Genomic DNA, 18,869 nt, shown 5'->3' on the forward strand with positions numbered 1-18,869 from the left:
TCCAGGCCGCCAAGGTCAAGCAGCAGTACTGGGAGCAGACGGACAAGGGCGGCAAGGGCGCCGAGACCGTGCTGGCCTGGAACATCAAGGAAAACCGGGAATCCTGATTCCCGCGTGTCACGGCCGGACCCGCGCGCGCCGCTTTTTTGCGGCGTGCCGCGGGCCGGCCTCCCGCAGATATTCACCGACGGCCCGCGGGGCCGTGCGCGAGTCAATGAGGAAGTTTCATGGGCGATGGGTTTGCAGTGCTGGGCGAGCGCTCCGTGGCCGAGCACACCGAATGGGTGCAGCGGCAGATTCGCGCGAGTCCCCAGAACGCCAGCCTGCGGCTCGCCCTCTGCCACTTTCTTGCGCTCAGGGGCGAGTGGCAGCGGGCTGAAGACCAGCTCAAGCTGGCCGCAAAGATCGACCCTTCTTTCGCTCCCGCCAGCGCCACCTGTGCAATGGCATTGGCAGCCGAGCGCCACCGAACCGAATTCTGGAATGGCGGCCGTGCGCCCGCCATCATCGCGGGCGAGGTCGATTGGGTGGCGCAACTGATCGCCGCCGCGGCGCTGCCGTTCGAGCACGCCACCGAAGCGGCCGACCTGCGCGAAGGCGCGCGGCTGGCTGCGCCCGGATTGCAGGGCACCTTGAGCTGCGTCGACCGATCCGATGCACGTACCGCCCAGGCCATCGATGGCGAACCGGTGCAAAGCATCGAGTTCGGCTGGCTGTGCGACGGCGACGTGCGCATTGGCGCCGTGCTCGAACTCCTCACGCCTTCGGGCTACGCATGGCTGCCGTTGCCGGCGGTGCGGCGCCTGAAGTTCTCCCGCCCGCAGCATCTGGTCGACCTGCTCTGGGCCCCGGCCGAGATCGTGCTGCAGGACGGCCGCGGACTCAACGGCCTGGTGCCGGTCCGCTACCCGGGCGCGCTCGATGCGCTCGACGATGAAACCATGCTGGGGCGCCGCACCGACTGGCAGCCGCTGGCCGGCGAAGAGCAGTACGCCGGCGTGGGCCAGCGCACATTCATCAGCGAAGCCGGCGACCATTCGCTGCTCGACATCCGGCTCGTCGAGTTCGCTCCCTACGAGAGCGCCGCGCAGTGAGTTCCGTACTGCCCGCCAGCCGCCCGGCCTTGGAGGTCGACGGCGACCAGCAAGAGAGTGTTGCACGCGATCGCCTGCAGCCGGTGCTGCTCGACCGCCTGACCGACAAGCAGCCGCAAAGCCGCCAGGAGCGCGCGGGTGCGTTCCTGATGAGCGGCAAGCTGTTGCGCGATTCGGTGCTGCGCGATCTGCAGTGGCTGCTCAACACCACCAACTTCGGCGCGGGCCACACCATCAACGCCATGCCGCGTGCACGGCGCTCGGTCGTCAACTACGGCGTGCGCGGCTGGGCCGGCGGGCGCATGTCGGAGGTCGACTTCGCGGATGTGGAGGCGGCCATTCGCACGGCCATCATCGACTTCGAGCCGCGCATCATGAAGGACAGCATCGACGTGCGCTGCGTCACCGATGCCACCGACCTGGAGCACCACAACCTCCTCGCGCTCGAGATCCGCGGCACGCTGTGGTCGGTGCCCTATCCCATCGAATTCATCCTGCGCTCCGAGCTCGATCTTGAGAGCGGCCACATGGTCCTGCGCCCGACAGGGGGGCTCTGAATGGACGCCAGGCTGCTGGACTATTACAACCGCGAGCTCACCTACATGCACGAGCTCGGCGCCGAGTTCGCGCAGCGCTACCCGAAGATCGCGGGCCGGCTGGGCATGCGCGGCATCGAGGTCAGCGACCCGTACGTGGAGCGCCTGCTCGAAGGCTTCAGCTTTCTCACGGCGCGCATCCAGCTCAAGATGGATGCGGAGTTTCCGCGCTTCTCGCAGCGGCTGCTGGAGGTGGTGTACCCGAACTTTCTCGCGCCGCTGCCTGCCATGGGCGTGGTGCAGATCGACGGCAACCTCAATGAAGGTTCGCTGAAGGCCGGCTATGAACTGCCGCGCCACACCATCCTGCGCGGCCGCATGATCAAGGGCGAGCAGACGGCCTGCGAATTTCGCACCGGGCATGCGGTCACGTTGTGGCCCATCAAGATCACCGAGGCGACCATCGGCCCCGTACCCGCCGAGATCGCACATGCAATGCCGGCCGTTGCGCGACAGGCCAAGAGCGCAATCACCATCAAGCTCGAAGCGGTGGGTGGCGCCAGGTTTGCCGAAATGCCGCTCGACCGGCTCGAGTTCTTTCTTTCCGGCGCGGAGCTGCATGCGCTGCGCGTGCTCGAACTGGCGGTGCACCACAGCGTGGGCACTGTGTGCCGCAGCGGCCCCGGCGGCACCGCGCGCATCGTGCCGCTCGGCGACGAGGCCATTCGCCACGAAGGCTTCGACCCCGACCAGGCGCTGCTGCCCTACGACGCGCGTTCGTTCCAGGGCTACCGGCTGCTGCACGAGTACTTCGCCTTCCCGGACCGCTACCTGTTCTTCAGCGTGAAGAACCTGCGCGCCGCGGCCGCGGCCATGAGCGGCACCACGATGGAAATCGTGATCCTGCTCGACCGTGCCGACGGCGACCTGGAGCGGCTGGTGGATGCGCGGCATTTCTCGCTCTTCTGCACGCCCATCATCAACCTGGTGCCGCGCCGCAGCGACCGCATCCCGGTCGGGCCCGGCCAGCACGAGCACCATGCGGTGATCGACCGCACGCGTCCGCGCGACTTCGAAATCTTCACCGTCGAGCGCGTTACGGGCCACATGAGCAGCGGCTCGGAAGAACGCGAGTTCAGGCCCTTCCTGGGGTCGTTCGCGGCCGACGACGGCGACTTCGGTTCGTACTTCTCGCTGCGCCGCGAACCGCGCCTGGTGTCCGACCGCGCACGCGCGCAGGGCACCCGCACCAGCTACACCGGCAGCGAGGTGTATGTGTCGCTGGTCGACCAGCACGACGCGCCTTTTCCGCACAGCCTGCGGCACATCACGATCGATGCGCTGTGCACCAACCGCGACCTGCCGCTCTTGCTGCCGACCGGCCTGGAGTCGGACTTCACCTTGCGCGTGTCGGCGCCGGTGCGCGCCGTGCGCATCTTGCGCGGACCGTCGCGGCCGTATCCCGCGCTGGCCGAAGGCGCGCTCACCTGGCGCCTCATCAGCCATCTGGGACTCAACTACCTGAGCCTGACCGACGTCGATGCGACGCAGGGTGCGGCCGCGCTGCGCGAGATGCTCGACCTGTACGGCAACCTGGCCGACCCGGCGGTGCGCCGGCAGATCCAGGGTGTGCGCTCGATGGCGCTGGCGCCCGTGTTCCGCCGCCTGCCTGAACCGGGGCCGATCGTCTTCGGGCGTGGTGTGGAGATCGCTCTGAAGATCGACGAGGTCGCCTTCTCGGGTTCGAGCCCTTATCTTTTCGGCGCCGTGCTGGAGCAGTTCTTCAGCCGGCATGTGTCGCTCAATGCGTTCACCGAATTCGCGCTCTCCAGCCTGCAGCGCGGAGAAATCGCACGGTGGATGCCGCGCATCGGACGCCGCCCCGCCGTATGAGTGCAGTCGATGTCACCGGCGATTCGCCGGCGCTGCAAGCGGTGCCGGACGCGCCGGCCGCAATCACGGCCTCCGCGCGGCGCGGCGTTCCCGAGGGCGACCCGGTCTTGTGGGCGGGCTTGATCGACCAGCCTTTCGAGCACGACCTGTTCATGCTGCTGCGGCGGCTCGATGCGCAGGGCGGCCATCCCTTGCTGGGCCGCGCGCCGCGTCCGCTCGACGAGCCGCTGCGCCTCGGGCAGGAGCCCTCGATGGCGTTTGCGCCGTCCAATGTTTCGGGTGTGGACGTCGACGGCGATGGACCGCCGCGCATCTCCATCTACGGCTTCGGCCTGTTCGGTCCCAACGGGCCGCTGCCGCTGCACCTGACCGAGTACGCACGCGAGCGCAAGCGGCACCACGGCGACGACACGTTCAGCGTATTCGCCGACCTGTTCCATCACCGGCTCATCCTGCTGTTCTACCGGGCCTGGGCCGACGCGCAGTCGGTCAACAGTCTGGACCGTCCCGACGGCCACCGCTTCGTCGACTACGTGGCGAGCCTCATGAACATGGGGCAGCCGGGCCTCAAGGAGCGCGACCGCATCGCCGACCATGCGCGCACCTTCATGGCGGGGCACCTGGTGCGCCAGACGCGCAACCCCGAGGGCCTGATCCAGATCCTCAAGCTGTACTTCGACGTGCCCGTGCGGGTCGAGGAATTCGTGAGCGACTGGGTCACGATCGACGAACGACAGGTGAGCCGCATCGGCCTCTTCGGGCGCAACCACCGGCTGGGTGGCGGCGCCACCATCGGCCTGGCCGTGCGCGATGCGCAGAGCAAGTTCCGCCTCGAGCTGGGGCCGCTGTCGCAAAGCGAGTTCCGCGAGTTCCTGCCGGGCAGCAAGCGGCTCCGGCAGGTGCTCGACTGGGTGCGCCAATACGTCGGCATCGAGTTTGCCTGGGAGCTCCGGCTCGTGCTGAAGAAGCAGGAAGCCCGCGGCATGCAACTGGGCAGCGACCACCGCCTGGGCTGGGGCAGCTGGCTCGGCACGCGGCTGTCGGACACCGACGCCGGCGACATGGTGTTCCAGCCCGAAGCATTGTTTTCCCGTTCCGCATCGGCAGCTTCCGTGGCGGATGAAGTTTCTTCCATGGCCCTATGACCGATATTCGCCGCGTCTCTCTTTTCTCGAAACTGAACCCGATGCTCTACAAGGCATTGGAAACCGCCACCGCCTTTGCCAAGCTGCGCGGCAATGCCTATGTGGAGCTGGTGCACTGGCTGCACCAGATATTGCAGTTGCAGGACAGCGACCTGCTGCGCATCGTCAAGCGCGCGGGCCTAAACCTCGATGCCGTAGAGCAGGACCTGGTGCGCGCGCTCGATCGTCTGCCGCACGGCGCCACCTCGATCAGCGACATCTCCGAGCATGTCGACAACGCCGTCGAACGCGCCTGGGTCTATGCAAGCCTGCGCTTCGAGGCCACCTCGATCCGCGGCGCCTACCTCTTCGCGGGCATCGTGAAGACGCCGGGTCTGCGGCAGGTGCTCTCGGGCATCTCGCGCGAGTTCGACAAGATCGTGCCCGACGTTCTCATCGCCCAGCTGCCCGCGTGGACCGAAGGTTCGCCCGAGGACGACTTCGATGCTGCGCCGCAAGGCCATGCCGGCGGCGGCCACGCGCCCGCAGCGGCGCATCAAAGCGATGGCGCCGCAGCTGGCGGCTCCGCGCTGGCCAAGTACGCGAGCGACCTGACAGCCAAGGCGCGCGCGGGGGAGCTCGATCCGGTCTATGGGCGCGACGACGAGATCCGCCAGATCATCGACATCCTGATGCGGCGCCGGCAGAACAACCCGCTGCTCACCGGCGAGGCGGGCGTGGGCAAGACGGCCGTGGTCGAAGGCCTGGCTTCGCGGCTGGCGGCGGGCGACGTGCCGCCCTCGCTCAGGGACGTATCGCTGTGGGTGCTCGACCCCACGCTGCTGCAGGCCGGTGCGGGCGTGAAGGGCGAGTTCGAGCAGCGCCTGCGCCAGGTGATCGACGAGGTCGAGAAGAGCCCCAAGCCCATCGTGCTGTTCGTCGACGAGGTGCACACGCTGGTCGGTGCAGGCGGCACCGCCGGCACGGGCGATGCGGCCAACCTGCTGAAGCCGGCACTCGCGCGCGGGCGGCTGCGCACCATCGGCGCGACCACGTGGTCCGAGTACAAGAAGTACATCGAGAAAGACCCGGCGCTCACGCGGCGCTTCCAGACCATCCAGGTGCACGAGCCCACCGAGCCCAAGGCCGTGATCATGCTGCGTGGCATTTCGGCCGAGCTGGAAAAGCACCACGGCGTGCTCATTCTCGATGCCGCGCTCGAAGCGGCCGTGAGCCTGTCGCACCGCTACATACCCGCGCGCCAGTTGCCCGACAAAGCCGTGAGCCTGCTCGACACGGCCTGCGCGCGCGTGGCGCTGAGCCAGCATGCGCTGCCCGCCGCCATCGAAGATTTGCAGCGCCGCATCGAGGTGCTGGGCATTGAGTCGGGCATTGCCGGGCGAGAGGCCGCGATCGGCGTGGGCGAACACAAGCGCGTGGAAGACATTGCGGCCCAGGTGGCCGCGGCGCAGGCCGAACTCGATTTGCTGGAAAAGCGTCGCGTGGAAGAAGCTGCGCTGGTCGAGCGCATCGTCGCGCTGCGCAAGCTGCTGTCGCCCGCGGCGGTGCCCGTGCAGGCCGAGGTTGAAGATGACAGCGACGAAGGGACGGCAGAAGCGGCGCCGTCCGCCATCGACACCGACCCGGCCGAACGCGAGCGAACGCCCGAAGCGATCCGCGCCGAACTCAACCAAGCGCAAGACAAGCTCGCGCAACTGCAGGGCGAATCGCCGCTCATCCTCGCCGCCGTCGATGCGCAGGCCATTGCCACCGTGGTGGCCGACTGGACTGGCATTCCCATCGGCCGCATGGTGCGCGACGACGCGCAATCGGTGCTGCGTCTCGGTGAAATTCTCTCGGCCCGCGTAGTGGCCCAACCCGATGCGCTGGAGACCATCTCGCGGCGCATCCGCACCGCACGCGCACGGCTCGACAACCCCAACAAGCCGGTGGGCGTGTTCCTGCTCTGCGGCCCTTCGGGCGTGGGCAAGACAGAGACCGCGCTCGCGCTTTCAGAAGCCTTGTACGGCGGCGAGCAGAACCTCGTCACCATCAACATGAGCGAGTTCCAGGAGTCGCACACCGTCTCCACGCTCAAGGGCGCGCCGCCCGGCTACGTGGGCTACGGCGAAGGCGGCGTGCTGACCGAGGCGGTGCGCCGCAGGCCTTACAGCGTGGTGCTGCTCGACGAGATCGAGAAGGCCCACACCGACGTCCACGAGATCTTCTTCCAGGTGTTCGACAAGGGCTGGATGGAAGACGGCGAAGGCCGGCACATCGACTTTCGGAACACCGTGATCATCATGACCTCCAACGTCGGCACCGACCTGGTCATGCAATTGTGCGAAGACCCGACCCTGCGCCCCGACCCGGAACCACTGGCGGCCGCACTGCGCGAACCGCTCCTCAAGGTGTTCGCGCCGGCGCTGCTCGGCCGGCTGGTTGTAGTGCCTTATTACCCGTTGCAAGCCGATGCGTTGCATCGCATCATTCGCCTTCAGCTCGACCGTATTGCCGCTCGCCTCGATGCGAACCATGGCATTACCCTGGACTATGACGACAGCGCCGTCGAACTGGTGGCTCGCCGTTGCACCGCCATCGAGTCGGGCGGGCGAATGATCGACGCGATCCTCACGCACACCATTCTTCCGCGGTTGAGCGAAGAGGTCATCGGCGCCACGGTCAGCGCGCGCAAGCTCGCCGGCGTGCGATTGCGCGCGGCGGACGACGACTTTCACTACGAATTTTCCGAACGCTAAGCGAAGAAAGGGAGTAAGCCATGGCCACCAGAGTTGTCAAAGCCCACACGCCGTTGGCAGAAGACCAGCTGATGTTCCGCTCGATGCATGGCGCCGAGGGGTTGTCGCAGCTCTTCGAGTTCGAGGTGGATCTGGTGAGCCCGAGCGTGTCCCTCGACATGAAGTCGGTGCTGGGCAAGCCGCTCTCGCTTGAAATACTGACGGCTGGCGAGCCTCGCTTCCTCAATGGGCAGATCGTCCGCTTCACGATGGTCGGCAAGGAGGGCGGCACCTCGCGCTACGTGCTGTACCGCGCCACCGTGAGGCCCTGGCTCTGGTATCTGACGCGCACCAGCGACTGCAAGATCTTCCAGAACAAGTCGGTCGTGGACATCCTCGAGGAAGTGTTTGCCGACTACAACTTTGCGTTCGAGAAGAAGCTCAGCGGAACCTATCGCCAGTGGGAGTACTGCGTGCAGTACCAGGAGACCGATTTCGCTTTCGTGAGCCGGTTGATGGAGCACGAGGGCATCTACTACTACTTCAAGCACGACAAGAATCAGCACACGCTGGTGCTCGCCGATGACATCGGCGCACATGAAACCCTGCCGGCCTACCCGAAGATCAGTTATCTCGCGGCCGACCGCGACGCCGATCCGTTCCAGGAGGTGATCGACCAGTGGCAGGTGACCGAGGAAATCCGTCCCGGCACCTACGTGGTGGACGACTACGACTTCAAGAAGTCGAAGGCCGACCTCATGGGCATGCGCAGCCAGCCGCGTGGAAATCCTCACGATACCTATGAGATCTACGAATGGCTGGGCGGCTTCAGCGAGGCCGAGCAGGGCGAGCACTACTCGCGCATCAGGCTCGAAGAAGCGCAGTCGCAGGCCGAGCGAGACATCGGCCATTGCAGCGTGCGCGGAATGGCACCGGGTTATCGCTTCACGATGCAGAACTGCCCGCGGCAGGACGACAACCGCGAGTACCTGATCGTCTCGGTGGCCTATGCGTTGCGCGAAGGCGGCTATGAAAGCGGTGCGGCCGACAGCCAGTACAGCTTCAGCTTTGCGGTGCAGCCGACCTCGTATGCGTTTCGCCCGCCGCGCGTGACGCCGATGACCAAAACCAACGGACCGCAGACCGCCACCGTGGTGGGCAAGGCGGGCCAGGAGTATTGGGTCGACCAATATGGCCGCGTGAAGGTGCAGTTTCGTTGGGACCGCTATGGCAAGAGCGACGAAAACAGCTCCTGCTGGGTGCGCGTTTCCAGTGCCTGGGCTGGCTCGAACTACGGCGCCGTCAATCATCCACGCAAGGGCCAGGAAGTGATCGTCGATTTCATCGGCGGCCACCCCGACCGGCCCATCATCATCGGCCGCGTCTACAACTCCGACCAGATGCCGCCGCTTGAGTTGCCTGCGAAGGTGACCGTGAGCGGTTTCGTGAGCCGCAGCCAGGACGGCACGCCGGCGAATGCCAACGAGTTCATCCTGGACGATGCGCCGGGCTGCGAACTGGTGCGGATTCACGCCGAGAAGGATTTCGAACTCGATGTGGAAGCGGACGAGCGCGACACCATCGCCGGCGACCGGACGACCACGATCACCGGCAACGACACGTTGACCGTCGGAAAGGCGCGCACCACGACCGTCAAGGCGGGTCTGGACCATGCGATGTACCAGACCGGCTCGAAGCTGGAGGTGTCGGGCGGGCTGACCGAGCATTTCTTCAACAACAGAATCGAAATCACGACCAAGGGCGGCGCGAAGGAAACTGTCGAGACCGGAACCTCCGAAGTCATCGTGACGGCCGCACAGCGGCACGAGACTTTCAAGAGCGGATTCCTGGTCGAAGTCGAAGGCGGCATGGAGGAAAAAGTCAAGGGCGCGTCCAAGCTCACGGCGGAGGATTCTCTGCGCACGGAAAGGTACAAGTCAGGCTGGGACCGGGAGGTCACCGGCACAGGGGTCGACCACATCACGTCGACGCTCACCGAAACCATCGATGGCACGCACACGTCGACCGTGACGGGTGGCGACTATGTGGGCAAGGCGAAGAGCGTGTACATCGAATCGACGTCGGGCAACGTGGAGATCACGGCCAAGGGCGACGTGATCATCGAGGGCGAGCACGTCAAGCGCATCAATCGGGCAAGCATCTGGGACTCGGCGCCAACGCGATTCACGAGCACGGGTCTGAACGTCGGGGCCAACATCGCGCTCACCAGCAGCTCGGGCATCGCCAACTTCAACAACGGGATCCAGATATCGACCAACGGCGCCAAGGGCGAACTGTTCGGCATCGCCTATGCCTTCGGCCTGTATACGACCACACAGACGATCGCCCATACGGGCAATGCCGGCTATGACGTCAACATGGGCGGCGTGCTGCTGTACTTCAAGATGCTGACGGGCCTTGCCTGATGAGACTTCGCGCGTCTTACCGTCTTCCCGGATGATGGCCATGGCTTCGGGCAATTTCTGGTACCTCCTCATCCCGCTGGCCGCGCTGGTCGTGGTGGTGTCCGGCGCGCTCGGCGTCATGAAGCTGCAAAAGGCATCGAATGCCAAGGCAGCGGGCGCCGATCGCGCCGCGCATGTGTTGCGTGTCGGCTTGCCGACGACCGCCAAGGTGCTGGACAGCACCGATACCAGGACGCGCATCGACCGCATCTACATACTCACCCGCCTGCGCCTGCGTGTCGATGCAGTGGGAGGGTTGCCGGATTTCGAAGCGGAGCTCACGGTGCCCCTGTCGCCGGTGAAGATGCCGCAGTTCGCACCGGGCCGCACGGTGCAGGTCAAGGTGGACCCGGCCACGCGCGACATCGCCATCGACGAGCCGAAGCAATGAAGATTCCACACATCCTGCCCGCCGCCGAGTCATCGCCAAAGGCCCGCAGAGCGTCATGAAAACGGTCAAGCCCTTCCGCCTCAGCACATTGACGCGCCCTTACCGCTGGCAGGGGCGTGACACGCTGGGCGTTTCGGTGCTCGGGCTGGTCAGTCTGGAAGCGCAACCGATGCTGCTGCCCGAGCAGGAGCTCTGGCAGCTGGCGGCCGAGGAGATCGGGCCGGGCAACGTATTGGATCTAGGGGTTCCGAAGCTGATGCCTGAAATGCTCGTGAGCGGCCATGCATACACCGCCCACCAGCAAGAAAAGACAATCTGCGCCGTCAAGGTTCGGCTTGCCGAAAAGGAGAAGGCGCTGACCGTGTCCGGCGACCGTTTCTGGCTCGACGGCCGCGCCACCACGCCGCAGCCGTTCGACAGCATGCGGCTCGACTGGGCGCACGCATACGGCGGTCCTGACGTTCCCGAGAATCCGCAGGGAATGGGCCGGGTCGACGAAACGGTCAACGGAGTGCCCGTGCGGCGTGTGCCCAATGTGGAGGCGCCGGATGCACGTATGGCCTCTCGCGGTCAGCACGTGCGCCCCGCCAGCATGGGCGCGATTCCGCCGGACTGGCCCCAGCGCATGCGACTGCTGGGCACCGCATACGGACAGCAGTGGCTGCAGGAGCAGTATCCGGGCTTCGCCGACGACATGGACTGGCGGTTCTTCAATGCCGCGCCGCCCGACCAGCGCTGGCCTGATGCGGCCGAGCTGCCGGCAGGCGCCGACTATGAAATCTGGAACATGCATCCCACCGAACCGGTGCTGCGTGGCGCATTGCCACGCTGGCGGGCACGGTGTTTCGCGAGTTGGCAAAAGGACGGCGGCGACTTGCAGGAAGCGCAGCTGCGCCTGACCACCGCATGGTTCTTCCCCCATGTGCGGCGCGCGATCCTGATCTGGCATGGAAGCTTCGCGATTGCCGAAGACGATGCGGCGGACGTGAAGCATCTGATGCCGGCGCTCGAACTGGAGGCCGAGTCGAGGCCCTTCTCGCATTACGAGGCGGTGCTGCGGCTGCGCCTGGACCCCGAGACCGCGATTCACGCGGTGCGGGACAGCGACCTCGTACCCAAGGCTGTCATGGGTGCCTGGGCGGCAGACCAGATGCCCGACGTGGCGAATCGTCCCATGGTGCGCAACCAGCGTGCCGGGCAGCTCCGCGACTACGAGACGCGGCGCGCAAAGCTGGAAAGCGAAGGGCTCGATCCTGCGAAGTTTCTGCCACCCCCGGTGCTGCTCGAGGGCACACTGCAACTGGAGGATCTGCCGGAATACAGTGCGCGGGCCGAGCAAAAAATTACGCAGGCCCGCGACGAGCTCAAGGCCCGCAGCGAAAAGGCGATGGCGGAATTGGGCGTCGAAGGCTCCGATCCCGCCGACGCGGCGGGGCGTCGCCGCTTCGATCCCGACCAGATGATCGAGGAGCTGGCCCGGATCGAGGAGTTCGGGCGGCAGGGCCGTCCCGAGGGCGTCGAGGAGGCGGCCCAGGCGGCGCTGGCGCGCGAGCGCATGGCCTCGCAGATTCGTCAGGGGCATCTCTATACGGCCCATCTGCTCGATCCGGCCCCGGCGATGACCACCTTCCGCGCTGCCAAGCTACGCCGGCGCCTGGGTGCCGCCGAGCCGGGGCAGCGCCGGTTCGCAGGCGCGAATCTCACAGGCGCCGATTTGTCTGACATGGATTTGAGCGGTGCCGATTTTTCGGGCGCGAATCTCGAGGACGCCAACCTTGCCGGCGCACGCCTGGACGGATGCGATTTCACGCGGGCCGTGCTCGCGCGCGCCCGGCTGGAGCGCGCGACGCTTACCAACGCGCGGCTCGATCACGCGAATATGGGTGGCGCGCAATGCGACGGCGCGAACTTCGGCGGCGCGAGCCTGCGCCATGCGAACTGCCACAAGACGGTCTTTCGCGCCTGCGTGCTGGCCGACGTGGAGTTCGAGGCAACCAACACCCACGAAAGCGTCTGGCAGCAATGCGACGTGCGGCGTTCCCGGTGGCAGCAGGTCGCCATGATGAAGATGACGCTGGAAGATGTCTCTTTCGACGAAGCGCAATTCCGGCAGATGGGATGGATCGAATGCACGCTCAAAGGCGTGTCCTTCGCGCATGCCACCATAACCAGTTGCGGCTTTGTTGCAATCGGCGGATCGGAGGGTCTCGATTTCACGGGCGCCACGTTCGCTGCCTGCAGCTTCTCGAGCGACAGCATGTTGGCCGGCGCGGTGTTTTGCGGCGCGGCCTTCAAGCACTGCGGTTTGCGCGGCGTGACACTGACGGGCGCGGACCTCAGCGGCGCGCGACTCGAAGGGTGCGATTTTTCCAGTTGCGATCTGCGCCGCGCGCGGCTCGATCGGCTGGACGGCGGTGAAAGCCTCTTCGTGCGCGCCGACTTCTCGCAAGCCTCGCTGATCGGCGCGAACCTGATCGATGCCAATCTTTCCAAGGCCGATCTGCGCATGGCGGACTTCCACAACGCGAACCTGTTTCGCGCAGACGTGTCGCAAGCCGTGATCGATGGTTCGACGCGGCTGGACGGTGCCTATACCCACAACGCCAAGGTGTTGCCTGCCCGGCGCACCGAGACGACTCGATGACGCGTGACGAACTGCTGGACAACATTCACCATGGTGTGGCTGTGACCGATCTGGACTGCAGGAACTGGGACCTGCGCGGGCTCGACCTTTCGGGAGCGATGTTCGAGCGCGTGGATTTCAGCGGCGCGCAGCTTGCAGGCTGCAGCCTGGAAGACGGCACCCTGTCCAACTGCGCATTCGTGCGCAGCGATCTGAGCCATGCGCGGCTCAAGGACGCGCGCTTCTTTCGAAGCCGCCTCGAGGCGGCGCGCCTCGATCACGCGTTGGTGCAGGACGCCTCATTCATGGAGTCGGCCCTCGACGAGGCCGTATTTGCAGACGCGTGCCTGGAGCGGGTGGCATTCTTCAAATGCCGGATGACGCAGATGAACCTGCGCACCCACCAGTGCGATCGCGTCACGGTCGGCGAATCCCAGGTGGATCGGCTGGACTGCACAGAGGCCTCGCTGACATTCGCGACCTTCTTCCGGATGGATCTTCGCCAGGTCGAGCTCCGTGGCGCGCGGTGCGAGAGCACGACGTTCATGGAGTGCGATCTCACGGGCCAGCGTCTCGCGGGGCAGGAGTTCGTGCTGTGCCAGTTCACCGACAGCCGAATGGACGACGTGGACTTCAGCGGTGCGGTGCTGACCCAGAGCAATTTCAAGGGGGCGCTGCTGCGCAAGGCGAACTTCTCCGGCGTCGATGCGTGCCACACCCTTTTTCCCGAAGCCGACATGAGCGACGCGAACTGCAGCGGCGGGCGCTTCGATCAATCGATCTGGGTCGACGCAAGAATCGAACGCGTCGACTTCGGCGAAGCCCGACTGCCGCTGAGCGTGTTTCATCGCGCACGCTGCAGCGGCGCAAATTTCCATGGCGCCGCGCTGCAGGACGCCGACTTTTCCCATGCGGAGCTCGTGGACGCCGACATGCGCGGTGCACACTTTCTTCGCACGCGCTTCCACCGCGCGATGCAGCAGGGGACTCGTTTCTCGGGACGCGGCGGCATCATCGAGAACGATCCGGACCTGTTCAAAGCCCAGGAATGGAGCGATGCCCATTGAAGCGCCGCCCTGTGCATGCCAACCCACATCGAGAAGGAAATAGATCATGACCGTCGTTTCACTGCGTGCAGCCCCGAATGAACCGACGCCGGTCCATTTCATGGGGCGGCTCTCCACGCTGATGCCGGACGGACGGATTGCCGTCGAGGACGAGCAGGGGGCGGTGCGGCTGTGCCGTCGCGCGGCGAGCTGTCTGCTCAGGCCCGGTGTCGGAGACCTTGTGCTGGTATCGGGCCCGGACAGCACCAGGGCCTATTTGATTGCGGTGATCGAACAGGCCGATGGGGCGGTAAGCCACATCGACTCGGCCGGGGAACTGAAGCTGGGCGGCCAGGCCGGCGTATCGATCGAGAGCGCTGGGGACGTTCGCATCCAGAGCGGCGCCACGCTGGAAATGAAGAGTCTTCAATGGGGCTTGCGAGCCGGCCAGGGGCGCTGCCACGTCGACGAGATGCGCTATACGAGCCAGACCGTCGATGCGACGGTGGGGCGTTTTCACCTCGTCGGGAAGGTGTTCGAAGTCGTGGCCGATCGCATCGTCCAGATGGCGCGCAATGCGCTGCGGCTGGTGGACGAGATCGACCAGGTTCGCGTGGGTCATCTGGACTGCAAGGCCACCGAAACGGTACGGATTCATGGCAACCACACCGTGGTGACCGGCAAGGACCTCGTCAAGGTCGATGCCGCGCAAATCCACATGGGCTGAGAAGGGAGTTCAAGCGATGTTTGCCAATTGCCAGCTGATGGGAATGGACCTGGCCTTCCCGGACGTGTGCAGGACACCCGTTCCCATTCCGTTTCCAAACATGGCCCTCGGCCCCATGGCAATACCCAACGCCTGGAACATCCTGTTCATGGCGATGCCGGCCCACAACATGGCCACCACCACGCCCATCACCCTGGGTGATCAACCTGGGGCGCTGGGGGGCGTGGTGTCGCAGACCTTCATGCAGCAGTCACGCCATATCACCGGTGCGTTCACCGTGCTCCTCAAGGGAACACCCGCGACGCGCGTCACGAGCATCACGGTGCAAAACCGCTGCAACATCGTCGGCATGCGGATCGTGCCGAGCCAGTTCAAGGTATTGATTCTCGCGGCCTGAGCGCTACTACGCCTCTAGAAATACATCAGGCAGGCCGCGCCGTCCCCGCCAGCGTCACCTGCTGCGGAAACCCCACCCACACCGCCAGCGCCGAGTAGTTGTCGCGCGACTCGTCGGCCTTGGCTTCGGCCGCGCGGCGCAGCAGCGCGAGCCACTCTTCCGCACTGTCGGCCAGCTGCAGCGATCGCTCCATCACCTGCTGCGAGATGAGCTGCCACAACCCGTCGGTGCACAGCAGGAATGCATCGCCGTCGGCGAGCCGCTGCGGCGTTGACACAGTGGTCTCCGCCGTGGCGCGCGCACCCAGTGCGCGGTACAGCAGGTTGGTCTTCACCAGGCGTTCGCCGCCATTGGCGCCATTGCCCATGGCGGCTTCGCCCGAGCGCTCCGACAGGCTGTGGTCTTCGGTGCGCTGCATCAGCGCGCCGCGGCGAAACCAGTAAAGGCGGCTGTCGCCCACATGGGCCCAACTGGCCTGGCCGCTGGTGCGATCGACAAAGAGTGAGACGATGGTCGCGCTCATCCGGCTCTGGTCGACCATCTCCCGCTGCTTGGCAAGGATGGCGTCGTTGGCGGCTTTCACGGCCTGCTGGATGTCGTGTTGCGCTACCGATGGGTTGTCGACGAAGGTGTTGAGCGCGGTGTCGACCGCGATGCGCGCGGCCAGTTCGCCGCCTGCGTTGCCGCCGACGCCGTCGCTCACGACGAAGCAGGCGTTGTATTCGTCGAGGTGGTAGCCGATGGCGTCCTGGTTGCCGCTGCGTTCGCCGACACAAGAAAACTGCGAGGTGGAAATTGGAACCGCGAAAGCACGGGTGGTTTCAAGCACGGCGTGCCTCCTTCAAGCGTTCCATCTCCTTGTCGTAGGCCTGCTGGAAGGCCCGGCCGAAGACGGCCTGGAAGTCGTCCTCGACCGCGGCTGTCGTTTCCGCATGCAGCTTCTGCAGCTGACGCCACAAACGTGCCTCGCGGCCGCCGGGCAGCAGCTTCTCGCCCAGTCCGCCGTCGTGCGGCGTGGCGGTGTTCAGCGCCGTGGGATCGAAACGCTTCAGCACCGTGAGCAACGCCGCGCGCATGCCGGCCACCATGCCGAGCTGATGCGACTGCAGGTCGGCGAGCGCGTCATGCACGGCGGCTTCGGGCGACAGGAAGCCGGGCATGCGCGCGCCGAACATCTGCATCAGCACGGCGCGGCCGTTGGGAAGAATCTTGAACGGGTTGTTTTCCTCGTCGACGATCATCGTGATCTCGGCGCGCACCTCGCGCTTGAGCATGGCGCGCGACGAGAGCAGTTCGATGGTGCCGTCGGTGAAGGCGCGCATGAGCCGGCCGAGGCGGCGCATGGCCTCGGCGTCCAGCGGCTGCTGACCGGCCACGTCGGGAACGCCTGCGCCTTCGAGAAAAGCCTTGAAGAGCTCGTCGGGCGAAGCGTTCGATGGCGATGAGGGCGGCGGTGCAATCGGAGCCGCGGCAGCAACCGGTGCGGGCGCCACAGGTTCGGCCGCCATCGCGACCGGCTCTGGCAGTGCGGCCTTTGCAGGTGCCGATACTGCTGGCGGCGGCGGCGGCACCTCTGCCTTCACCGGCTTCGCAACAGCCGGCGGATCGATGGCCGCCGGGGTCGGCGGCCTGAACTGCGCCGACATTTCGCGCGCATGGTTCGCATGGCTGGGCCCTTGCGGCGCGGCCGGCCTGGCGAGCAGGTCGAGGGCGGGGTGCACGTCGCCGAGCGGGTCTTCGTGGGTCAGCGCAGTGGGGCGCGGATCCGAAAGCGGCGAAGGCGCGTTGCTGTCGGCGGCAAAGAAAGAGAGCGGGTCCACGCCACGCTTCAGCGCCACGTCGGACATGTCGTTGGCTGCCCGCGGGTTCAGCTCGGCCAGTGGATCGACCGGATTCCTGCGCGCCTGCGATGGCAGCTCGAAAGGTTCGTGCGCCATCGGGTCGGGCATGGGTTCGGCTGCGCTCTGTTCGCGGCGCGGCGCGTTCGCGAGGATGGCGTCCCAATCGGCGGCGGAGGGAATCTGCGAAGCAGCCGGACGAGCGCTGGCTGGCGATGGCGATGGCGATGGCACCGGTGCCGCCGCCGGTGCAGGCGGCGGAGCGTACACAGGCTTCGCAACGGGCGGCGGTTCCGATGGCGGCGGTGGCATGGCCACGGTGGCGGGCTGTGCCTCGCCAATGGGCAGCGCGCCCGCGCCGAAGAGATCGGAGAACACATCGGACACCGGCGCGGCCGGCAGCAACGTGTCCATGGACGCTGGTGCCATCGCATTCGCGGGTGCGGGAACATCGCGCACGGGTGCGATGGGCGGTGGTGCCGTGGCCGGCATTGGCGATGCGGCCACAGGGCGATGCCCGCTTGCCGCTTCCAGCACGTAGCTTCCGATGGTCACGCGGTCGCCGTCGGCCACCGGCGATTCCTGCTCGTGCTGCAGCGTGCGTCCGTTGACGCCGATGGGAAGCACCGCGCTCATGTTGCGCAGTACCGCCACACCTTTGTCGTCGAAGCGCACGGTGGCCTGCAGGCGCGAGATCTGGCGCTGCTCGTCGGGCAGCACCAGGTGGTTGTCGGGGCTGCGTCCAATCGTTCCACCGGGCGCCGCGAGAAGAGCCGAAGGCCCCGAGGCCACCGGCCTGCCGGCATGTTCGATCACCGTCCAACGCATGGCATCTCCGTGTTCATGTGGAGCCGCGGCTCACCACCTGCGGCGTTCAACGCTTCATTCGCTTGGCCGCCTCGAACGCCGGGCCCCAGACCGGGTGCTTGCGCTCGGCAACGCTCAGGTCGAAGTTGGGAAACGCATCGAGAAGCTTGCGAAATTGCGCGCGGCATTCGGGCACCTGGTTGGCCACGCAGTAGCTGAACGCCTCGAGCTTCATGGCGTCGAGCCGCGTGCCCGGCTCTGCCGCGTCGAATACCGACACTCCGCCGCTCTTGAGCGTGGTGACGGCCTTGGCGTAGTCGCCTTCGTCATAGGCCTGCTGCGCGCGTTCGAGCGTGGTGCGCGCCACTTGCTGGCTCAATCGTTCGGGTTGCGGCGGCTCGGGCGGGGGCGTGGTCGTGCAACCAGCCACCAAAAATAACGTGAACGCCAAAGCAGGCAGACATGATTTCAATCTTCTCTCCTACCTCGCAAAAGGCAATGCTTGAGATAGTGTGCCGCTGTCATTGCGACAGGCACACGATGCGACGCGGTTCGTGCGCACGACTTCGATAATATAGGCCGCGAACCTCTGGGGAAGATCTCATGCATCGACGAACCTTGCTTCAAGGCGCACTTGCAACCGTACCGTTGTTTGGCGGCCTCAGTGGATGCGCATCGACAGCGAAGTCATTGCCCACACCTTACGCCGTCACCATTCGCATCGACGATGGCGTCAACCCCGACGGGCGCGGCCAGCCGGCGCCGATTCTCGTCAAGGTCTTCGAGCTGAAATCTTCCGGCAACTTCGAGACGGCTGACTACTTTGCACTACAGGACCGCGATCGCGAAACGCTTTCGACGGAACTCGTGAATGCCGACCAGGCCATCATGCGCAGCGGCGAAGAGCGCATCTTCAAGCGCGAGGCGGGGCTCGATTCGCGCGCCATCGGCATCATCGCGGGCTACCGCAAGCTCGAGGTCTCGCGCTGGCGCATCGTGCTGCCGCTGAAGGAACCGAAGCAAACCAATCTGTACAAGGTGTGGCAGTTTTCGCCGAGCGAACAAGGCGTGCGCATCGCCATTCGAAAGACAGGCATCGAGTTACTACCAACTCGTTAACTTCCATACTTTCAGTAGTGCTTAAGTGCGAGTAGTCGCGCAAGAAATTCGGTGCAAAACGTAAGAAGCGC

15 protein-coding genes and 1 pseudogene are annotated in these 18,869 nt (G+C 65.8%); 13 read left to right on the top strand and 3 right to left on the bottom strand.

What is annotated here, in order from left to right; genetic code table 11:
- From BLR24_RS31105 to BLR24_RS22765, 12 genes and pseudogenes are all read left to right on the top strand, one after another.
- A pseudogene (locus tag BLR24_RS31105) lies at positions 1 to 107 on the top strand (type VI secretion system tube protein Hcp); the annotation flags it as partial.
- A gap of 120 nt (positions 108 to 227) precedes the next feature.
- Positions 228 to 1,094, top strand: coding sequence for a type VI secretion system accessory protein TagJ (locus BLR24_RS22715; protein WP_093021088.1), 867 nt, complete (start codon positions 228 to 230; stop codon positions 1,092 to 1,094).
- A gap of 29 nt (positions 1,095 to 1,123) precedes the next feature.
- Positions 1,124 to 1,651: a type VI secretion system baseplate subunit TssE gene (tssE, locus tag BLR24_RS22720; protein ID WP_055806802.1), complete on the top strand. Its 528-nt coding sequence runs from the start codon at positions 1,124 to 1,126 to the stop codon at positions 1,649 to 1,651.
- Complete coding sequence (gene tssF, locus BLR24_RS22725) at positions 1,652 to 3,523, top strand: type VI secretion system baseplate subunit TssF (protein ID WP_093021090.1); 1,872 nt, start codon at positions 1,652 to 1,654, stop codon at positions 3,521 to 3,523.
- Entirely contained in the window at positions 3,520 to 4,668 is a 1,149-nt protein-coding gene (gene tssG / locus BLR24_RS22730; protein WP_093021092.1) for a type VI secretion system baseplate subunit TssG, read from the top strand. The genes tssF and tssG overlap by 4 nt, the downstream gene beginning before the upstream one ends.
- Entirely contained in the window at positions 4,665 to 7,406 is a 2,742-nt protein-coding gene (gene tssH, locus BLR24_RS22735; protein ID WP_093021094.1) for a type VI secretion system ATPase TssH, read from the top strand. Before tssG ends, tssH begins: the two co-directional genes overlap by 4 nt.
- Positions 7,407 to 7,426: 20 nt before the next feature.
- The gene (locus BLR24_RS22740; protein ID WP_093021096.1) at positions 7,427 to 9,811 is read left to right on the top strand and encodes a type VI secretion system Vgr family protein; all 2,385 of its coding nucleotides are present in this window, start codon (positions 7,427 to 7,429) and stop codon (positions 9,809 to 9,811) included.
- Between the two features lie 40 nt (positions 9,812 to 9,851).
- Positions 9,852 to 10,241: a hypothetical protein gene (locus BLR24_RS22745; protein WP_139188791.1), complete on the top strand. Its 390-nt coding sequence runs from the start codon at positions 9,852 to 9,854 to the stop codon at positions 10,239 to 10,241.
- Between the two features lie 55 nt (positions 10,242 to 10,296).
- A complete protein-coding gene (locus tag BLR24_RS22750) occupies positions 10,297 to 12,885 on the top strand; it encodes a DUF2169 family type VI secretion system accessory protein (RefSeq protein WP_093021100.1) in 2,589 nt (862 codons plus the stop codon).
- On the top strand, positions 12,882 to 13,931 hold the full coding sequence (locus BLR24_RS22755) for a pentapeptide repeat-containing protein (protein ID WP_093021102.1): 1,050 nt from the start codon (positions 12,882 to 12,884) through the stop codon (positions 13,929 to 13,931). The genes BLR24_RS22750 and BLR24_RS22755 overlap by 4 nt, the downstream gene beginning before the upstream one ends.
- Before the next feature lie 46 nt (positions 13,932 to 13,977).
- A complete protein-coding gene (locus BLR24_RS22760; RefSeq protein ID WP_093021104.1) occupies positions 13,978 to 14,637 on the top strand; it encodes a DUF3540 domain-containing protein in 660 nt (219 codons plus the stop codon).
- Positions 14,638 to 14,653: 16 nt separating this feature from the next.
- On the top strand, positions 14,654 to 15,034 hold the full coding sequence (locus BLR24_RS22765; RefSeq protein ID WP_093021106.1) for a DUF4150 domain-containing protein: 381 nt from the start codon (positions 14,654 to 14,656) through the stop codon (positions 15,032 to 15,034).
- A gap of 25 nt (positions 15,035 to 15,059) precedes the next feature.
- Here BLR24_RS22765 and BLR24_RS22770 read toward each other — a convergent pair whose 3' ends face one another.
- Genes BLR24_RS22770 through BLR24_RS22780 form a run of 3 tightly spaced genes read right to left on the bottom strand, consistent with a single transcriptional unit; the run spans position 15,060 to position 18,058 of the window.
- Positions 15,060 to 15,863 (bottom strand): PP2C family protein-serine/threonine phosphatase, encoded by an 804-nt coding sequence (locus BLR24_RS22770; RefSeq protein WP_093021108.1) that lies wholly within the window; start codon positions 15,861 to 15,863, stop codon positions 15,060 to 15,062.
- Positions 15,856 to 17,700, bottom strand: a complete 1,845-nt coding sequence (tagH, locus tag BLR24_RS22775; RefSeq protein WP_093021110.1) for a type VI secretion system-associated FHA domain protein TagH — start codon at positions 17,698 to 17,700, stop codon at positions 15,856 to 15,858. Before tagH ends, BLR24_RS22770 begins: the two co-directional genes overlap by 8 nt.
- Before the next feature lie 46 nt (positions 17,701 to 17,746).
- The gene (locus BLR24_RS22780; protein WP_254787528.1) at positions 17,747 to 18,058 is read right to left on the bottom strand and encodes a TssQ family T6SS-associated lipoprotein; all 312 of its coding nucleotides are present in this window, start codon (positions 18,056 to 18,058) and stop codon (positions 17,747 to 17,749) included.
- A 224-nt stretch (positions 18,059 to 18,282) separates the two neighbouring features.
- Here BLR24_RS22780 and tssJ point away from each other — a divergent pair, with 224 nt between their 5' ends.
- On the top strand, positions 18,283 to 18,798 hold the full coding sequence (gene tssJ, locus BLR24_RS22785) for a type VI secretion system lipoprotein TssJ (protein WP_093021114.1): 516 nt from the start codon (positions 18,283 to 18,285) through the stop codon (positions 18,796 to 18,798).
- Positions 18,799 to 18,869 lie beyond the last annotated feature (71 nt).

The sequence above is a fragment of the Variovorax sp. OV700 genome (genome assembly GCF_900099805.1).
In the GTDB taxonomy this organism is placed as follows: domain Bacteria; phylum Pseudomonadota; class Gammaproteobacteria; order Burkholderiales; family Burkholderiaceae_C; genus Variovorax.

Excerpts from the sequence above, each read along its gene's own strand:
- BLR24_RS22765 (WP_093021106.1), top strand. The coding sequence starts at position 14,654 with ATGTTTGCCAATTGCCAGCTGATGGGAATGGACCTGGCCTTCCCGGAC.
- BLR24_RS22760 (WP_093021104.1), top strand. The coding sequence starts at position 13,978 with ATGACCGTCGTTTCACTGCGTGCAGCCCCGAATGAACCGACGCCGGTC.
- BLR24_RS22715 (WP_093021088.1), top strand. The coding sequence starts at position 228 with ATGGGCGATGGGTTTGCAGTGCTGGGCGAGCGCTCCGTGGCCGAGCAC.
- BLR24_RS22745 (WP_139188791.1), top strand. The coding sequence starts at position 9,852 with ATGGCTTCGGGCAATTTCTGGTACCTCCTCATCCCGCTGGCCGCGCTG.
- BLR24_RS22750 (WP_093021100.1), top strand. The coding sequence starts at position 10,297 with ATGAAAACGGTCAAGCCCTTCCGCCTCAGCACATTGACGCGCCCTTAC.
- tssH (WP_093021094.1), top strand. The coding sequence starts at position 4,665 with ATGACCGATATTCGCCGCGTCTCTCTTTTCTCGAAACTGAACCCGATG.
- tssJ (WP_093021114.1), top strand. The coding sequence starts at position 18,283 with ATGCATCGACGAACCTTGCTTCAAGGCGCACTTGCAACCGTACCGTTG.
- tagH (WP_093021110.1), bottom strand. The coding sequence starts at position 17,700 with ATGCGTTGGACGGTGATCGAACATGCCGGCAGGCCGGTGGCCTCGGGG.
- tssG (WP_093021092.1), top strand. The coding sequence starts at position 3,520 with ATGAGTGCAGTCGATGTCACCGGCGATTCGCCGGCGCTGCAAGCGGTG.
- tssF (WP_093021090.1), top strand. The coding sequence starts at position 1,652 with ATGGACGCCAGGCTGCTGGACTATTACAACCGCGAGCTCACCTACATG.
- BLR24_RS22740 (WP_093021096.1), top strand. The coding sequence starts at position 7,427 with ATGGCCACCAGAGTTGTCAAAGCCCACACGCCGTTGGCAGAAGACCAG.
- BLR24_RS22755 (WP_093021102.1), top strand. The coding sequence starts at position 12,882 with ATGACGCGTGACGAACTGCTGGACAACATTCACCATGGTGTGGCTGTG.